This window comes from Azospirillum canadense (assembly GCF_025961225.1).
Classification (GTDB): domain Bacteria; phylum Pseudomonadota; class Alphaproteobacteria; order Azospirillales; family Azospirillaceae; genus Azospirillum; species Azospirillum canadense.
Window position 1 is genome coordinate 1,352,163 of sequence record NZ_JAOQNG010000010.1, and the last position, 17,675, is coordinate 1,369,837.

The 17,675-nt window shown below is 69.5% G+C and carries 15 protein-coding genes; 13 read left to right on the forward strand and 2 right to left on the reverse strand.

Annotated elements, in window-relative coordinates:
- The first annotated feature begins 263 nt into the window (after positions 1-263).
- From M2351_RS42055 to M2351_RS42080, 6 genes are all read left to right on the forward strand, one after another.
- Entirely contained in the window at positions 264-1,517 is a 1,254-nt protein-coding gene (locus M2351_RS42055; protein ID WP_264661897.1) for a YcaO-like family protein, read from the forward strand.
- Positions 1,514-2,278: a TfuA-like protein gene (locus M2351_RS42060; RefSeq protein WP_264661898.1), complete on the forward strand. Its 765-nt coding sequence runs from the start codon at positions 1,514-1,516 to the stop codon at positions 2,276-2,278. Before M2351_RS42055 ends, M2351_RS42060 begins: the two co-directional genes overlap by 4 nt.
- A gap of 48 nt (positions 2,279-2,326) precedes the next feature.
- Complete coding sequence (locus M2351_RS42065) at positions 2,327-3,037, forward strand: Crp/Fnr family transcriptional regulator (protein ID WP_264661899.1); 711 nt, start codon at positions 2,327-2,329, stop codon at positions 3,035-3,037.
- A 99-nt stretch (positions 3,038-3,136) separates the two neighbouring features.
- Positions 3,137-3,523, forward strand: coding sequence for a ribbon-helix-helix domain-containing protein (locus M2351_RS42070; protein ID WP_264661900.1), 387 nt, complete (start codon positions 3,137-3,139; stop codon positions 3,521-3,523).
- 237 nt (positions 3,524-3,760) lie between these two features.
- Positions 3,761-5,803: an MASE3 domain-containing protein gene (locus M2351_RS42075; protein ID WP_264661901.1), complete on the forward strand. Its 2,043-nt coding sequence runs from the start codon at positions 3,761-3,763 to the stop codon at positions 5,801-5,803.
- Positions 5,781-6,170, forward strand: coding sequence for a response regulator (locus tag M2351_RS42080; RefSeq protein WP_264661902.1), 390 nt, complete (start codon positions 5,781-5,783; stop codon positions 6,168-6,170). Before M2351_RS42075 ends, M2351_RS42080 begins: the two co-directional genes overlap by 23 nt.
- 265 nt (positions 6,171-6,435) lie before the next feature.
- Here the strand turns inward: M2351_RS42080 and M2351_RS42085 are convergent, their stop codons facing one another.
- Complete coding sequence (locus tag M2351_RS42085) at positions 6,436-6,882, reverse strand: MarR family winged helix-turn-helix transcriptional regulator (protein WP_264661903.1); 447 nt, start codon at positions 6,880-6,882, stop codon at positions 6,436-6,438.
- 321 nt (positions 6,883-7,203) lie between these two features.
- On the opposite strand from M2351_RS42085, the gene rimO reads away from it, so the two are divergent.
- The 4 genes from rimO to M2351_RS42105 all read left to right on the forward strand — a co-directional run bounded on the left by rimO (position 7,204) and on the right by M2351_RS42105 (position 9,999).
- Positions 7,204-8,568, forward strand: a complete 1,365-nt coding sequence (gene rimO, locus M2351_RS42090; protein WP_264661904.1) for a 30S ribosomal protein S12 methylthiotransferase RimO — start codon at positions 7,204-7,206, stop codon at positions 8,566-8,568.
- Positions 8,569-8,574: 6 nt separating this feature from the next.
- Positions 8,575-8,925, forward strand: a complete 351-nt coding sequence (locus M2351_RS42095; protein WP_264661905.1) for an HNH endonuclease — start codon at positions 8,575-8,577, stop codon at positions 8,923-8,925.
- 66 nt (positions 8,926-8,991) lie between these two features.
- Positions 8,992-9,156 carry a hypothetical protein gene (locus M2351_RS42100; protein WP_264661906.1) on the forward strand — a complete coding sequence of 55 codons (165 nt, stop codon included), beginning with the start codon at positions 8,992-8,994 and terminating at the stop codon, positions 9,154-9,156.
- A 171-nt stretch (positions 9,157-9,327) separates the two neighbouring features.
- The gene (locus M2351_RS42105; protein WP_264661907.1) at positions 9,328-9,999 is read left to right on the forward strand and encodes a calcium-binding protein; all 672 of its coding nucleotides are present in this window, start codon (positions 9,328-9,330) and stop codon (positions 9,997-9,999) included.
- Between the two features lie 5 nt (positions 10,000-10,004).
- Here M2351_RS42105 and M2351_RS42110 read toward each other — a convergent pair whose 3' ends face one another.
- On the reverse strand, positions 10,005-10,973 hold the full coding sequence (locus M2351_RS42110; RefSeq protein ID WP_264661908.1) for a hemerythrin domain-containing protein: 969 nt from the start codon (positions 10,971-10,973) through the stop codon (positions 10,005-10,007).
- Positions 10,974-11,181: 208 nt separating this feature from the next.
- On the opposite strand from M2351_RS42110, the gene M2351_RS42115 reads away from it, so the two are divergent.
- The 3 genes from M2351_RS42115 (at position 11,182) to treZ (ending at position 17,557) form a co-directional block, all read left to right on the forward strand.
- Complete coding sequence (locus M2351_RS42115) at positions 11,182-11,433, forward strand: hypothetical protein (RefSeq protein ID WP_209765137.1); 252 nt, start codon at positions 11,182-11,184, stop codon at positions 11,431-11,433.
- 109 nt (positions 11,434-11,542) lie between these two features.
- The gene (locus tag M2351_RS42120) at positions 11,543-11,857 is read left to right on the forward strand and encodes a hypothetical protein (protein ID WP_264661909.1); all 315 of its coding nucleotides are present in this window, start codon (positions 11,543-11,545) and stop codon (positions 11,855-11,857) included.
- Positions 11,858-11,938: 81 nt separating this feature from the next.
- On the forward strand, positions 11,939-17,557 hold the full coding sequence (gene treZ, locus M2351_RS42125; protein WP_264661910.1) for a malto-oligosyltrehalose trehalohydrolase: 5,619 nt from the start codon (positions 11,939-11,941) through the stop codon (positions 17,555-17,557).
- The last annotated feature ends 118 nt before the right edge of the window (positions 17,558-17,675 follow it).

Sequence of the window (17,675 nt, forward strand, 5' to 3'; positions counted from 1 at the left end):
ATGCCGATTTTTTACCCCCGGCACCACCTCTCGCTGTGTGAAGAACTTCACAGTGCGGACCGTCGCCAGGGACCAAAGCTGTGGCATACCGCAGTATTCACGCTGTTCGGGCGCAGCCGCCGCGGTGTGGGCACGGGCCGTCTCGGCCTTGGGTATCCTCCACCGTTCGTGGTATGCCTTTCACCTTCAGCCGAAGCGGATCGCCGGCCCGGCGCGCTTCTTCCCGAGCCTCCTCCATGCCATTCGAGCGCAGACGGACATCCATGGACCTCCGCAAAAGCACCGAGCAGGCCGTGAAGGTCCACACCACGGGCACGCACCGGATCGTCGCGCCGGAGCAGACGCTCGCCCGCGTGGCCCCCTTCCTTCCGGTCATGGGCATCACGCGCGTGGCGAACGTCACCGGGTTGGACACGGTCGGCATCCCGGTGGTGATGGTGACCCGGCCGAACTCCCGCTCCGTCTCGGTCGCGCAGGGCAAGGGCGTGACGCTGGCCGCCGCCAAGGCGTCCGGAGTCATGGAGTCGGTCGAAAGCTACCACGCGGAACGCATCACCCTGCCGCTGAAGTACGGCAGCTACGAGGAGCTGCGCTGGTCCCACCCGATCGTGGACGTACACCGGCTGCCCCGGCTGGATTCCGGCGGCTTCACCCCGCACACGCCGATGCTGTGGCTGGAAGGGACGGACCTGCTGGGCGGCGGCCCGAAATGGGTGCCGTTCGAGATGGTGCACCTGAACTTCACGCTGCCCCTGCCGCCGGGGTCGGGCAGCTTCGTCGCCGGGTCGAACGGGCTGGCCTCGGGCAACTCGCTGGCGGAGGCCATCGGCCACGCGATCACCGAACTGGTGGAGCGCGACGGCGCCACCCTGTGGCGCCTGCGCGGCCTGGAAGCGCAGGAAGCGACGCGCATCGACCCGGCCACGGTGAACGACCCGGTCTGCGCGTCCCTGCTCGACCGGTTCGACGCGGCCGGCGTGGACGTCGGCCTGTGGGAGATCACCAGCGACATCGGCCTTCCGGCCTTCCTCTGCCGCATCGTGACGCGGGAGGACGCGCCGCAGCAGTCCATCCGGCCGGCGCTGGGCATGGGCTGCCACGCGGCGCGCGAGGTCGCGCTGTCCCGCGCCCTGACGGAGGCGGCGCAGAGCCGCCTGACCTTCATCGCCGGGGCGCGCGACGACATGCCCCGCGCGGAATACGAACGCCACCTCGACCCGGTCCAGCACGAGCGCTGGAAGACGCGCATCACCGGGGGCACGGGCGTGCGCGACTTCGCCACCGTCCCCACCTTCTCCGGCCGCACCATCGAGGACGACCTTGCCCACCAGCTCGACCGGCTGCGCGCCGTCGGCATCGAGGAGGTGGTGGCCGTGGACCTGACCAAGCCGGAGTTCGGCATCCCCGTGGCCCGCGTCGTCATCCCGGGCCTGGAGGGGATCGACGAGTCGCCGGACTATCTGCTGGGCGCACGGGCGCGCGCCGTTGCCGACATGAGCGCCGGAGTGGAAGCATGAGCATGAGCGGCCTGTACATCTTCCTCGGCCCCACCCTGCCCCGCGCGGAGGCCGCGCGCGACCTGGACGCGGCCTACCTGCCACCGGTGGCGCAGGGCGACATCATCCGCCTGTGCGCCCGCAAGCCGCGCGCCATCGGGATCGTGGACGGCTTCTTCGAGAACATCCCCTCGGTCTGGCACAAGGAGATCCTGCACGCCATCGACCAGGGCGTCGCGGTGTTCGGCGCGTCCAGCATGGGGGCGCTGCGTGCGGCGGAGCTGCACCCCTTCGGCATGATCGGGGTCGGCGCCATCTTCGAGGCCTTCCGCGACGGGCGGCTGGAGGACGACGACGAGGTCGCCGTGATCCACGGCCCGGCCGAGCTTGGCTACCCCAGCCTGTCGGAGGCGATGGTCAACATCCGCCGCACCCTGGCCGACGCGGTCGCCGACGACGTCATCCCGGCGGCCACGGCCATGCTGCTGGAGGGCATCGCCAAGGCCCTGCCCTACCGCGACCGCGGTTACGGGCGCGTGCTGCGGCTGGCCGTCGACCAGGGCGTGCCGGAGGAGGAAGTGGCCGACCTGAAGCTGTGGCTGCCCAACGGCCGGTTCGACCAGAAGCGCGACGACGCGCGGGAGATGCTGCGGGCCATGCGCCGCTGGGCGGGCCAGGGAGCGGCGGCGCCGGAGGCGCGCTTCCACTTCGAGCGCACCGTCCTGTGGGACCGGGCCGTCCGCGACGCGGCATCGCTCGCCGACCGGGAGCGCATGGAGTAGACTGTCGGGCGCGCGAAAACGGCGCTGGGTACGACAGCCTGGACGAGCATGGGATTACTGAAAAACGTCGGCACGGTTCTGCGCCGCAACCGGCTTCTCAGCGGGCTCGACGATGCCCAGATGGCCGAGCTGGTCGCGCTCGGCCGCGTGTCGCGCTTCATCGAGGGGCAGACCGTCTTCACCAAGGGCGACCCCGGCGATTGCCTGTACGCCATCCTGAAGGGGCAGATCGCCGTCTCCACCTCCTCGGTGGACGGCAAGACGATGCTGCTGAACATCCTCAATCCGGGCGACGTGCTGGGCGAGATCGCCCTGATCGATGGCAAGGAACGGACGGCCGGCGCCGCGGCGCTCCGCCCGTCGGAGCTGTTCCGCATCGACCGGCCGGAGTTCATCTCCTTCCTGGAACGCCACCCCCGATTGTGCATCGAAATGATGGCCGTGCTGTGCGAGCGGCTGCGCTGGGTGTCGGAGAACATCGAGGACGCCGTCTTCCACGACGTGCCCCGGCGTCTTGCGCGGCGAATCCTGCTTCTGTTGGACACCTACGGCCAGCGCAGCACCGCCGGCATCCGGGTCAACCAAGCCGTGTCCCAGGAATCGCTCGCCGCTATGCTCGGCGTCACCCGCGAGATGGTGAACAAGAGCCTGCGCGCGTTGCGGAATTCAGGCGCAATCACCTACACCAAGGGCTTCATCGTGGTGACCGATCTTCATCTGCTGAAAGACATGGCCGGAGAGTCCGACCGCGTGCCTTGACGCATAGGGCCACTCACAATTAGTTTTGTCGTCGCAATCTCTTTCAATCGCGCTATAGTGCGTTAAGCACGAAACGGGCGGCATCGGAAGGTTATGGCCATGGCTGAACAGGGGTCCCAGGAAACCAGCACGCTCCCGCCGCCGGCCGGCGTCGTGCCGCTGGAGGCGCGCACGGTGAAGCTGTTCGGCCACGCGACGCTGATCCGGCTGGAGCCGTCCTACTGGGAAGCGCTGGACGAGATCTGCCGCCGCGAGGACCTGACGGTGGACGAACTGTGCAGCGACCTCAAGGACCGACTCGATTCGCAGTCCCGGCGGTCGCGCCGCGTGTCCAGCGTGTCGCTGTCCAACGCGGTGCGCGTCTTCATCGTTGGCTATTACCGCAAGGCGGCGACGGAAAAGGGGCACGACCGCGCCGGCCATGGCCGCGGCGACCCGTTCGTCAGCACGCCTTTCGACCTGCCCCCCACGCCGAAGCAGACCTGACACGCCGTTCCCGACCGGTTGTACCCGACACGCCTTTCCTGATTCAGCCAGCCCTGCCGGCGAGCGCGCGTCCGCTCGCCCCACGATCCCGCTAAACGCCCTCCGTCCGCGCGCCCGCCCGCGCTCGTTTCCATCGCAGGCTGTAAATTCGTTCGGCGCGACAAAGAGGCGGCTGGCGCAATTCGTCTGAAATTTGCAAGACTGCGGCTCCCGCCCCGTCGCAGAGCCGCCCAGCGCATGAGCACGGCTGAGCCGTCCATCTCCAGCTTTCCACCGCCCCGCCGCCCGTGGGACCGCTCGGCCCTGCCCGAGGTGGCCTTCATCGTGGCCGCGATGGTGGTGCTGTTCCTGGTGATGCGGCAGAACTACCTGCTGTTCCATCTCTGCGCCGAGCTGTTCGCCGTCGTCGTGTCGGTTTCGGTCTTCATGATCGCATGGAACACGCGCGCGACCAACCAATCGCCCTTCCTGGCCTTCGTCGGGCTGTCCCTGCCCGCGGTGGCCCTCCTGGACCTGCTGCACAGCGTCTCGTTCCAGGGCATGAACGTCATCGGGGAGGGCGGCCCGAACCTGGCGACGGAGCTGTGGATCGCCGCCCGCTACGTCCAGGCCGCCGTCTTCCTGGCTGTCCCGCTGCTGGGCGAAACGCGCCTGCGCACCGGCGACGTCCTGCTGGTCCAGGCCGGCACCATGGCCATTTCCCTGCTGGCCATTTTCACCTTCGACATCATGCCGGACTGCTACGTCCCCGGTGTCGGGCTGACCCCCTTCAAGGTGGTCAGCGAGTATGTGATCAGCGGGGCGGCAGCGCTGGCCTGCCTGTTGCTGATCCGCCGGCGGCAGCAGTTCCAGCGGGGGGTGTACGGGCTGACGCTTGCCGGATTCGCCCTGCTGATCCCGCAGGAGATGGTGTTCACCCTCTACGACGATCCGCACGGGCTGCTGAACGCGACCGGGCACTTCATCAAGATCCTGTCCTTCTACCTCCTCTACAAGGCGATTGTCGTCACCGCCCTGAAGAACCCCTACGACCTGGCCTTCTACCGCATGCGCCGCAGCGAGGAGGCTTTGCGCGACCATCTCGGCGGGCTGGAATCGCTGATCGCGACGCGGACCGGCGAACTGCGCGACAGCGAGGGGCGCTGGCGGGCGCTGCTGGAATGCTCCAACGACTGGTTCTGGGAAACCGACGCGCACGGACGCTTCACGTCGCTGTCGCCGCGCGCCGAGGAATCCACCGGGCGGGGCGGGACCGAGCTTCTGGGCTTCACCCACGCCGACCTGCTCGACACGAGCCGCCCGCCGGAGGATTTCCCCGCGCTGGCCGAGGCGCTGCGCCGGCGGGAGCCCTTCCGCCGCCTGGCCTTCCCGCTGGCGGCGCCCGGCGGGTCGACCCGCTGGGTCCTGGTCAGCGGCATGCCTCGGAACGACGCGGACGGGACCTTCCTCGGCTACCGCGGCACGACCAGCGACATCACGGCCGGCCGGCAGGCGGCGGACGCCGCCCGGCAGAAGCAGACCATGGCCGCGCTGGGCAGCCTGGTCGGCGGCCTCGCCCACGAGATCAACAACCTGCTGCAACCCATCATCGGCCTGTCCGAGTTGGCGCTCGGCCGCGTCGGGGAGGACGCCAAGCTGCGCCTCTACCTGAACGCCGTGCACGAAAGCGGCCTGAAGGCCCGCGACATCATGCGCGATGTCCTGCAGTTCGCGCGGGTCGAGGTCACCGAGTCGCCGCCGGGCGACCTGGAAGAGGCCGTCCACTCCGCCGTGCAGCTGGCGACCCCGTCGCTGTCCGCCGGCCTGCGCGTTCGCACGCGCGTGGGCACGGGCCTGGCGCCCGTGACGATCACCGCGACCGAGCTGACGCAAGTCCTGCTGAACCTGATCCAGAATGCCAACGACGCCATGCCGGACGGCGGCGCCCTGACCATCGCCGCCGACGGCGTGACGGTTCGGGAACCGGACGCATCCCGCCGGCAGATCGCCGAAGGCTCCTACATCCGCCTGACGGTGGCCGACACGGGCTGCGGGATGGACGAGCAGACGCGCCAGCGCGTGTTCGATCCGTTCTTCACGACCAAGCCCGTCGGCAAAGGGACAGGGCTTGGGCTTTCGGTTGTGTATGGTATCGTAAGGAACGGCGGAGGCGATATCCTGGTCGAGAGCGCGCCCGGCCGGGGTACGACCTTCATCATCGACCTGCCCGTCGCCCGCGCCGGCGCCACGGGCGAAACGACACATGGGATGGCGGTTCATGGCGAAGGTGCTGGTCGTTGAGGACTCCGCGGCGGTTCGGCTGGCCGTGACGGAGGTGATCGAGCAGGCCGGCCATACGGTCTCCTCGGCGGAGAATGGGCGGGTCGCCATCGAGCTGTTGCGGGGCGAAACCTTCGACCTGATCGTGACGGACGTCCTGATGCCCGAAGCCGACGGGCTGGAGGTCATCAAGGAGGCGCGCGCGCGCCACCCCAGCACCCAGGTGCTGGCGATGTCCGGCGGCGCGCCGAATCTGCCGGCGGGCTACGCCCTGAAGATGGCGGAGATGTTCGCGGCCGACGCCGTCCTGTTCAAGCCCTTCCTGAACGAGGAGCTGAAGAAGGCCGTGGCGCGCCTGCTGGCGGAAACCGCCGGCAACGGTAAATAGCCGGATCGGCCAGCGCGCTGGCCGGCAAACTGGTAACACCACAGCGTCCGAAGGTCGCACCCGGCGCCGTCTTGACAACCCGTCTCCTCACCGGTATCAGTTACGTCTCTAAACCGTAAGGTTTGGATAGGAACCGGCGGGCTGGGGCGTGGGAGGGAAATCCACAACAACAAGCGCCCCGCCCACCTTTCCGGCGCAGACTTTTCCTGCACAGTTTTTCTTGCGCAAGCGGAATCGGGACGGAGGCCGGATCAGGCCCCGGGGATCAGGCGGCGGCTTGGCGCTTGTTCAAAAGTCCGCGCAGCACCCGCGACAGCAGATCGGCCAGTTGCAGCTGGTCCGGCCCCGACAACGCCGCGATCACGCCGGCGAACTCCTTCAGCGGATCGTTCTCCAGCAGCTCCAAGGCCTTCGGCGTGGGGTGGAGCTGGATCACGCGGCGGTCTTCCGGCACCGGCACGCGGGTCAGCAGGTTTTTGGTCACCAGCACCTCGACCATCTGCGAGGCCGCACCGCGCGTGGTCGCGTGGAATTCGGCGAAGGCGGACACCGTCCGCTGGCTGGGATTGGCGCGCGCGAAGTAGCGCAGAGCGGTCCATTGCGACGGCTTCAGACCCTGCGTGTAGCCCATGCTGTCCGCAAGATGGCCGATGTGCATCATGACCTCGGCAATCGCTTGCGCCGACGCCTGTGACGATGGGCTTTTCGACATGACGACCGGGTCTCGATGGTTACTGTAGCGTGCAGAACCCGCAAATGGCGCCATACAGGGCATTGTCGCAGCCGGAGTCTACACCATTTAGAGGCTATACGATCACTAGACTATCAGCCGCGCGAAGCGAAGTCCAGCGCGGCCACGGTTACGGTGTAGGCAACACTAAGCCATGCGGACACAAAACGAAACAGCGGCGTCGGGCGCCCCCCTTCACACGGTGTCGCACCCCCGCGTCGCAGGGCAGCTACCACCTCCTGTACGAACGGAGTCGTGCGTTTTGGCTGGCGTTGCAACCCGACTCGCCTATATATGCGCGCCATGACCAGCACGCCCCTTTCCATCCCCGGTTCCAAGACCAGCGCCGCGACGACTCCGAAGGTCGGCATCGTCAGCCTGGGCTGCCCGAAGGCGCTCGTCGATTCGGAGCGCATCCTCACCCGCCTGCGCGCCGAAGGCTACGAGATCTCGCCGTCCTACGACGGGGCCGACGTCGTGCTGGTGAACACCTGCGGCTTCCTCGACTCGGCGAAGAAAGAGTCGCTGGAGGCCATCGGCGAGGCCATCAAGGAAAATGGCCGCGTCATCGTGACCGGCTGCATGGGCGTGGAATCGGACATGATCCGGGAGGTCCACCCGGACGTGCTGGCCGTCACCGGCCCGCACCAGTACGAGCAGGTGGTCAACGCCGTGCACGACGCCGTGCCGCCGGTGCACGACCCCTTCACCGACCTGGTGCCGCCGGAAGGGCTGCGGCTGACGCCGCGCCACTACGCCTACCTGAAGATTTCCGAAGGCTGCAACAACCGCTGCTCCTTCTGCATCATCCCGTCCTTGCGCGGCGACCTGGTCAGCCGCCCCGTCGCCTCCGTCCTGCGCGAGGCGGAGAAGCTGGCGACCGCCGGCGTAAAGGAGCTGCTGGTCATCTCCCAGGACACCAGCGCCTACGGCGTCGACCGCAAGTACGCGGAGGAGGACTGGTACGGCCGCAAGGTCAAGGCCCGCTTCCTCGACCTGTGCCAGGAACTGGCGAACTTCGACGTCTGGGTGCGCCTGCACTACGTCTACCCCTACCCGCACGTGGACGAGGTCATTCCGCTGATGGCGGAGGGCCGCATCCTCCCCTACCTGGACATCCCGTTCCAGCACGCCTCCCCCACCGTGCTGAAGGCCATGCGCCGCCCGGCCGCGCAGGAGAAGCAGCTGGACCGCATCAAGAAGTGGCGGGCGGAATGCCCGCACCTGGTGCTGCGCTCCACCTTCATCACCGGCTTCCCCGGCGAGACGGAGGAGGACTTCCAGTTCATGCTGGACTGGCTGCAGGAGGCGCAGCTGGACCGCGTGGGCTGCTTCAAGTACGAGCCGGTCGAGGGTGCCGCCGCCAACGCCCTGCCCGGCGCGGTGCCGGAAGAGGTCAAGCAGGAGCGCTGGGAGCGCTTCATGGAGACCCAGAAGGCCATCAGCGCCGCGCGGCTGAAGGAGAAGGTCGGCTACACGCTGGGCGTCATCATCGACGAGGTCGACGAGGAAGGCGCCATCGGCCGGTCCTACGCCGACGCGCCGGAGATCGACGGCAACGTCTTCCTGAACGGCGAGACCAACGTGAAGCCCGGCGACATCGTGGACGTGACCATCGAGCACGCCGACGACTACGACCTCTGGGGCTCCATCGAGCGTCCGGAGTAAGGCCGCATGCCCGTCACCCCTGAAGACACCCAGCTCATGGATGTGCTTCAGGGTGGGCGCTGTTTCTATTGCGGCGAGCCGATCGGGGCGAAGGCCACCTTCGACCACCTGATCCCGCAGGCCTACGGCGGGGCCGACGAACCGGCCAACGTCGTGCTGGCGCACCGCCGCTGCAACCAGAAGAAGGGCGACCGGCTGCCCACCGCGGAGGAGATCGAACGCTTCGCCGCGGAGCGTCGGCGCAGCCGGCTGGGCGTCTGGCCGCCCCTCCTCGCCCTGCTGAAGGCCGAGCCCGGCGACGAGTGGATGACCGTCGCCCGCGCCATCGCCGATCTGCCCATCGCCGATCTGCGCTGACGGGAACATGCCAGCCGGCGGGCGGTTGACATGGCTGACCCTTCCGAACGGAGACGAGGCCACATCATGAAGCAGCCGCATACCGAAGGCAGCATCAAGCACACCGACGACCAGCAGAACACCGGCAACCACAAGAAGTCCGACGCTCCCGACGCCGGCGGTGCCGACCGCTTCGGCGGCACCCGCAAGGGCGCGGAGAACGTCGAGAAAACGGATAAAAAGACTTCGTAGGCTTGAACCCGGAGGCTCTAAAGGCTTCGGGAACACACCGACCAGAGTTGGCGTCCACCCGCTGGACCGATTCTTTTCGGCCAGCCGGTGCTGTGTTGGAGCAAAACCGCTTCCCCCGCGTTCCGGTCTGGATGCGCTGAGCGCGCCCGGGCTTTATGCGGAGGGCTTCCCATGCTGACGCTCGACCTGACCTTCGGGCAACCTTTTGGCGTCACCGGTACCTTCGGGGGGCCGGTGATGCCGCTCAACCCCGGACCGGTCCCGACCTTCACGTCCGACCCGGTGACACCCTTCACCGCCACGCCGGTGCCGCCCTTCACCTCGAACCCGGTGCCGCCGCTCACCGTCCTTCAGCCGCCGCCGACCATCGGGATCGTGACGCCCCCCGTCATTGCAACGCCTGTCATCACGCAGCCGGTCATTACGACTCCCGTCGTGCTTCCGCCGGGCTTTGTCAGCACCACCCCCGGCGTGACGCTCATCGGCGGCCCAGGCGACGACACGCTCCTTGGCGGTCCCGCGCCGGATTTCATCGACGGGCGCGGGGGCAACGACCTGCTCGCCGGCGGCCCCGCCAACGACACGATCGTGGGAGGACCGGGCCAGGACATCCTGACCGGCAACGGCGGCGCCGACCTATTCTTGTTCGCGCCCGGCGACGGGCACGACGTGGTCACCGATTTCAACCCGTTCGAGGGCGATCACCTCGCCCTGCCCTTCGGCAGCGCGTCCAGCGTCACCACAGACGCCGTGGGCAACGCAGTCGTCGCCTGGTCACCGACGGACTCCGTGACCCTGGCCGGGGTGAGCCCGGTCCTGGTCAGCCCGTCCTGGTTCGCCTGACGGCGTCAGGCGTTCCGCTTCAGGGGCCCGGTTTGGCGTTCCATCTGGCGCTCAATAATGGGCGCCATGACGCCGCGGGAGGCGTGCATCGCGATGTCCATCAATTGCGTGCCCGCGTCCAGCCAGGACCGCATGGCCTCGCCGATCAGGCGGCTCTGGATCTCCGTGGCCTTCATCGGGCTCGGTGCGCCGGCCAGCTCCCGCGCGCCGTCGAGCCAGGCACGCCCAGTGGCTTCGGCCCACGACGCCCAGACGCGCCCGGCCTCGTTGCCGGCGGAGACCACGATGGCGGGGATGGACGCCAGCGTTTCAAACCCTTCGACCATGGACGTGGCCGTGGCCGTGGGGCGAGCGACGGCGCTCGCCTCCGAAGCGCTCCGCATCATCGCCTCGGCACCCGCGCGCAACGGCGTCTCCGCCGCGCGGGCGGAGTCCTCGACCGTCTTCCCGGCCACCTCGGCGATCGCGCTGCTCGCCTCACGCAGTCCCGCAGCGGCGGCGTCCTGCGCCGCCTCCTTGGCTGCCTTGCGGCGGGCGTCCGCGATAGCCTCCCGGCCGGCGTCCATGCGCTCGGCGATGGCCTGGGTCTCGTCGTCGCTCAGCAGCTTGCGCATGGCCGGCAGAAGCTCCTTGCGCTCGTCGCGGATGTGCTGCTGGAAGACCCGGTGCAACTCCGCCAGCTTGCCAGCGAAGCCCTCGTCGTCCTTGGGCATGCGCTCCAGCTCCGCCAGCAGGGCGCGCGCGGTCTTGTTGTCGGCGGTCGCGTCGTCGACCAGCCCCTTCAGCTTCGGATGGCGGCGCAGGGCCGGGAACAGGTGCTTCGTCTCCAGTTCCATCTGGAGCTGAAGCTCGTCCCGCAACTCGGCCAGCAGGCGCTCGCGTGTCTTCACGGCGCGCACCGTCGTGTCGGACAGCTTGGCAAACAGCTCGTTCGCCTTGGCCGGGGCCGCCTGGATCAGTTGCGCGATGGTCATCGTCCTCTCCTTCCCAAAGGCACGCCGCGTCGCAACGCGCCCATGTTGCGCTGCGGCATAACCGATGAAACTCGGCAACGGCCAAAGGGTTCCCGGCAGCCGGCATTTTCCCGGCGCGGGGCGGCGTTCGCACCGGCGGGGCTTGCGCCGATGGGGGTGGGCGTGCCACATCCCAGGACCGATCCCACGGCTGTACCCGGTGCCCGCCATGGCTCACGCCATGTTCAAACGCTACAAGGTGATGTTCACCCGCCCCCTGCCCGGCCTGCGCCCCGGCCGGCCGGAGCGCGACGCCATGGTGGAGCGGGTGAAGCGCTTTGCCAGCCAGAACGGCATGGCCGGCGACCTGCACGCCATCGCGCCCAACGCCGGCTTCGGCATCTTGGAAATCCAGTGCACGGACAAGCTGGCCCGGCGCCTCAGCGACCTGTCCGAGGTCGAATCGGTGCTTGAAGGCTGATCCGCCCTCTACCTCCCGTCCAGTTGACGTCGGAATGGCTTGCGGTGGGGGCACAAGTGGCCATCTGCTGTGTTTCACAGCGTAGACGCCGTTTGGAGCCTTTAACCCCATGAACCCCCGGTTGCTCGCCGAGGTGCTGGAGCCCGTGCTGAACGCCGCGGAGGAAGACGACGCGGCGATGCTGGACGCCGTCAACCTGTCGGCGGAGGCCCTGGCGGCGCTGGGCGCCGTCATCCTCGATCGCGAAGGCCAGCCCGCCGACGGCGTCACCGACGAACGCGCGGTGGTCGCCGCGCTGAACACCCACGCCCACACGCTGATGCAGTGCGGACGGCTCGACGACGTGGTCGAGGCGCTGCAACTGGCCGAGCGGATCGGGCGGCTGGGCCGCCTGCCCCACCACCGACGCATGTCGGACGGGTAGGACCGACAGGACGGGCGAGAGGAACACGGCCCCGTTCCCGTTGTTGTGCGAAGCCGAGCCGCTCAACACCGGAGACGTGTCTTGCCGACCGCGCCGAAACCAAACGCCTTCCCCGGCCCGATCGAGGGTGAGGCTCTATCCCTCCTGCAGGACGATCTGCTGCCCGCGTTCCTGACCGGACGCCGCTGGTACGCCGCCAAGGACGCCGGGACGCCCCGCGTCCGCATCGTGGACGCCCTGCCCCTGCCGCTCGTCTCCGGTTCCGCGCAGCTCTGCCTGCTGCGGGTCGAGCCGCCGGGGCGGGAGCCGCAGCTCTACCAGCTTCCGCTCGTGCTCGACCGCAGCGGCGAGAGCAAGGCCGGGGACCCCTTCACCATCGCCGGCCCCGACGATCTGCCCTGGGCGGGGTCCTTGCGGGACGGCTACGGCGACGAGGAGGTGGTGCGCGCCCTGCTGGACGGCGTCCGCAAGGGGCCCAGCAGAGCCAAGGACGGAGCCGGCGGCCTGAGCTTCGGCCGCAGCCGCGCCTTCGCCGACGTGGAGGGCGCGCTCGGCGCCGACACGCCGCTGCGCTGGACGGGGGTGGAGCAGTCCAACACTTCCATCCGCGTCGGCGACAAAGCCATCCTGAAGGGCCTGCGCAAGCTGGAGACCGGCGTCCATCCGGAGCTGGAGGTCGGCCGCTTCCTGACGGAGGTGGCCGGTTTCCGCAACACCCCGCCGCTGCTCGGCTGGGTCGAGCGGACCGGAGATGGGGAGACCGCGGCCCTGTGCATCCTCCAGGGCCTCGTGCCCGATTGCGAGGACGCCTGGAGCCACGTCACCGCCCGGCTGAACGACCGCATGGCGCGCTTCGAGGACGTAAAGGCCGACGACGTCGCTCTGATGGCCTTCATGCGCCGGCTGGGCCGCCGCACGGCGGAGATGCACCGGGCGCTCGCCACCCCCAGCGACGACGCGGCCTTCACGCCGGAGCCGGTCACGCCTGATACCCTGGCCGACTGGGCCGAGGGCGTGCGGCGGCTGGCCCGCCGCGTGCTGGCGCAGCTGCGCGAGGCCACCCCCGGGCTTGAGGAGTCCATCATCCCCTACGCCGCCTCGCTTGCCGACAGCGAGGCGACGGTCATGAGCCAGATCGAGGCGCTGACGCCCGCCAATGGTGGCTTCCACGCCATGCGCTTGCACGGCGACTACCACCTGGGGCAGGTGCTGGCCGGCAAGGACGACGTCTTCATCGTCGATTTCGAGGGCGAGCCGATGCGCCCGCTGGCGGAACGGCGCGCCAAGCACGGCATCCTGCGCGACGTGGCGGGCATGCTGCGCTCCATCGCCTACGCCGCGGCCTCGGCGCGCGACGCGCTGCCCGCCGACCTGGACGAGACGGCGCGCAGCGCCCGCGAGTCCTGGCTCGCCTGGTGGGAGGGGGAGGCCTCCTCCTGCTTCGTCTCCGGCTACCGGGAGGCCATCGAGGATTGCCCGGGCTATCCGGCCGACGCGACCGTCGCTTCGCAGCTTTTGAAACTCTTCCTGCTGGAAAAGGCCTTTTACGAGATCGGTTACGAGCTGGCGAACCGGCCCAACTGGGTCGCCATCCCGCTGGCCGGCGTGATCGGCATCCTGGGCGCCGACGCCGGGCCGGACGTGGCGGACCATGTCTCCGGTCCGATCGGGCAGGCCGCCCCCGGTGCCACGCGCATAGGGGAGGCGCGCGCCCACGCCATGCCCTTCGGCGCGCAGGTCCAGCCCGACGGATCCGTGCGCTTCTCCCTGTGGGCGCCGAGTGCCGAGCAGGTTTCGCTGTGGCTGGAGGACACGCAGGCGCTGCTGCCCATGGTGCGGCGGGGCGACGGCTGGTTCGAATGGACCACCGCGCAGGCCCAGCCCGGCAGCCGCTACCTGTACGACCTGGGCAACGGCACCCGCGTGCCTGACCCGGCGTCGCGCCACCAGCCCGAGGACGTGCACGGGCCGAGCGAGGTGATCGACCCCACCGTCTACCGTTGGGCCGACGAGGCCTGGACCAGCCGCCCCTGGCACGAAACGGTGCTGTACGAGCTGCACGTCGGCACCTTCACGCCCGACGGCACCTTCCGCGCCGCCATCGACAAGCTGGACGATCTCGTGGATCTCGGCGTCACCGCCATCGAACTAATGCCGGTGGCCGACTTCCCCGGCACGCGCAACTGGGGCTACGACGGCGTGCTGCCCTTTGCGCCCGACGCCGCCTACGGCCGGCCGGAGGATCTGAAGGCGCTGGTCGACGCCGCCCACGCCAAGGGGCTGATGGTCTTCCTGGACGTCGTCTACAACCACTTCGGGCCGGAGGGGAACTACCTCAACGCCTACGCCAAGGCCTTCTTCACCGACCGGCACAAGACCCCCTGGGGCGATGCCATCAACGTGGACGGCCCGCGCAACGCCACGGTGCGCGATTACTTCATCCACAACTCGCTCTACTGGATCGAGGAGTTCCACCTGGACGGGCTGCGCTTCGACGCGGTCCACGCCATCCTCGACGACAGCGACAAGCTGTTCCTGCAGGAGTTGGCCGAACGGGTGCAAGACGCCGTGCGTGGCCAGCGCCACGTCCACCTTGTCCTGGAAAACGACGAGAACGAGTCCCACCTGCTGGAGCGCCACCCCGAAGGCGACCCGCGCTGGCACACCGCGCAGTGGAACGACGACCTGCACCACTGCCTTCATGCCGGAGCGTCTGGCGAGTCGAGCGGCTACTACGCCGACTACGCCAACGACCCGGTGAAGCTGGCGCGCGCGCTGGCGGAGGGCTTCGCCTTCCAGGGCCACGCGTCGTCCTACCGCGGCGGCGGGGCGCGTGGGGAGCCGTCGGCGCACCTGCCGCCCACGGCCTTCGTGAACTTCATCCAGAACCACGACCAGATCGGCAACCGCGCCTTCGGCGACCGCATCACCGCCTTCTCCAAGCCGGAGGCGGTGCGGGCGGCGTCCTCGCTCTTCCTGCTGGGGCCGGGCATCCCGATGCTGTTCATGGGCGAGGAATGGGCCTCCGCGCGCCCCTTCCCCTTCTTCTGCGACTTCGGTGACGAGTTGGCCGAGGCGGTCCGCCGGGGGCGCCGGGAGGAGTTCGCCAAGTTCCCCGAATTCCAGAACCCGGCGGTGCGCGACCGCATCCCCGACCCGACCGGCCAATCCACTTTCCTGTCCGCCAAACTGGATTGGGAGAACCGCGACAAGGGAGCCCATGGGGAATGGCTGGACTGGTACCGCCGCATCCTGGCGCTCCGCCGCCAGGAGATCACACCGCGGCTGGAAGGCGCGCCGGGCGGGTCAGCCACGCACGAGGTGATCGGCGGGCGCGCGGTGCGCGTGTGCTGGCGCCTCGGCGACGGCAGCCGGCTGCACCTGCGCGCCAACCTGTCGGACGAGCCCGTGCCGGGCGTCAGCGACGCGCCCGGCCGCGTGCTGTGGACGGAGGGACCGGGCCGCGGCGATGTGATCCGCGACGGCACGCTCGGCCCCTGGTCGGTCGTCTGGTCGATCGAGGAGACCACCACGCTCGACCGCCTCGCCGAGCGCATGGGGATCGAGACCGACTACTCCAACGCCGCCGGCGAAACCGTACGCGCGTCGGAGGGTACGGTGCGCGCCCTGCTGACCGCCATGGAGGTGGACGCGAACGACCCGGCCCGCGCCCTGGCCGAGCTGGACCGGCGGGAGCTGTCCCGCCCCCTGCCGCCGGTGGTCGTGCAGCGCATCGACCGGCCGCCCTTCACCGTCACCGTCACCCTGCCCGAAGGCTCCGGCGAGTTGCGCTGGACCCTGGCACTGGAGCAGGGGGAGCCCCGCAGCGGCGCGGCGAACTTCGGCGACCTGCCGCTGGTCCGCAAGGCGACGCTCGACGGGCGACCGGTGGAGGTGCGCCGCCTCGACCTCGGCGAGGCGCCGGTGCCCGGCTACCACCGGCTGCTGGTAGAGGCCGACGGCATCCGGGCGGAGACCACGGTGATCGCCGCGCCCGGCCAATGCCACCTGCCCACCCCGCTCCAGATGGGCGAGCGGATCTGGGGCCTGTCGGTGCAGTTGTTCTCCGTCCGCTGCGCCGGGGATTGGGGCATCGGCGACTTCGGCGACTTGGTCAGCGTCGCCGACATGGCGGCGGCGCGCGGGGCCGGCATCGTCGGGCTGAACCCGCTGCACGCCCTGTTCCTCGATGAGCCCGCGCAGGCCAGCCCCTATTCCCCGGCCAGCCGCCTGTTCCTGAACCCGCTCTACATCGACGTGATGGCGGTGCCGGAGCTGATGGCCTGCGAGGAGGCGCGCGACCGCGTCGCCTCCGACGCCTTCACCAAGGCGGCGCAAGCGGCGGAAGCAGCACCCCTGGTGGACTACGCGACGGTGGCGGCGCTGAAGCTGCCCATCCTGGAAACCCTGTTCGCCCATTTCCAGGAGCACGGCACGACCGAGCGCTGGAGCGGCTTCGCCGCCTTCCGCGCGGAGATGGGGGAGGCGCTGGAGCGCTTCTGCGCCTTCCAGACCCTGCGCGAGCATTTCGCGGAGATCGGCAATCCGGATTGGCGGCAATGGCCGGCGGAGTTCCGCGACGCCGCCTCCGACGCCGTCCGCCGCTTCGTGGAGGAGCACCGGGAGCGCGTGGACTTCTTCGCTTGGCTGCAATGGCTGGCCGACGGGCAGCTGCGCATGGCGGCGGACCGGGCGAAGGAGCGCGGGCTGGCGGTCGGCTTCTACCGCGACCTCGCCGTCGGGGCGGACAGCGCGGGTGCCGAGACCTGGGCGGCGCCGCACGTGGTCGTGTCCAGCGTCCACGTCGGCGCCCCGCCCGACCTGTTCAACCCCGCCGGCCAGGACTGGGGCCTGCCGCCTTTCCACCCCCACGCGCTGCGCGAGGACGGCTACGCCCGCTTCATCGAATTGGTGCGCGCCAACATGCGCCACGCTGGCGCCATCCGCATCGACCACGCCATGGCGCTCCAGCACGTCTACTGGATCCCGGAGGGCCACCCGCCCTCCGAAGGGGCCTACGTCGCCTACCCGATGGACGACCTCCTCGGAATCCTGGCCCTGGAAAGCCAGCGCAACCGTTGCCTCGTCGTCGGCGAGGACCTGGGCACCGTGCCCGAGGGGTTCCGCGAGCGCATGGAGGAGGCGGGCATCCTGAGTTACCGCGTGGTGTTCTTCGAATGGACGGAGGACGGTGGCTTCATCGGTCCGGACGATTATCCGTACTTGGCGCTCGCCACCGTCGGCAGCCACGACCTCGCCACGTTGCGCGGCTGGTGGGAGGGACACGACATCGACCTGAAGGAGGAGAAGGGCCTCTACCCCGCGGAAGGCGAGGCGGAGCGCCAGCGCGACCGCCGCCGGACGGAGCGCGGCCGCCTGCTCGACGCGCTCGCCGCCGCCTACCTGCCCATGCCCGCCAGCTTCGGCCCGGACAGCCCCTACACGGAATCGCTCGGCCACGCCGTGCACGCCTTCCTGGCCCGGACCAACGCGGCAATCTCCATGGTCCAGCTCGACGACATGACCGCAGAGCGGGAGCAGGTGAACCTGCCGGGCACCGTCGACCAGTACCCGAACTGGCGCCGCAAGCTGGGCTTGGCCCTGGAAGACATCGCCGACTGTCCCCAGGCTGGCGCCATCGCCACGATCATGGCGGCCGCGCGGCCGGCCGCGGTGGTGGATGGTAAGCGCCGGGAATAGCCCCTTCGCCCCCAGATAGCCCCCTCTCCCCCTTGGAGAGAGGGTTGGGGTGAGGGGGTCCCGCAACCTTGGAACGTCCGGCCGAAGCGCAACCCCCTCACCCGGCCCTTCGGGCCAC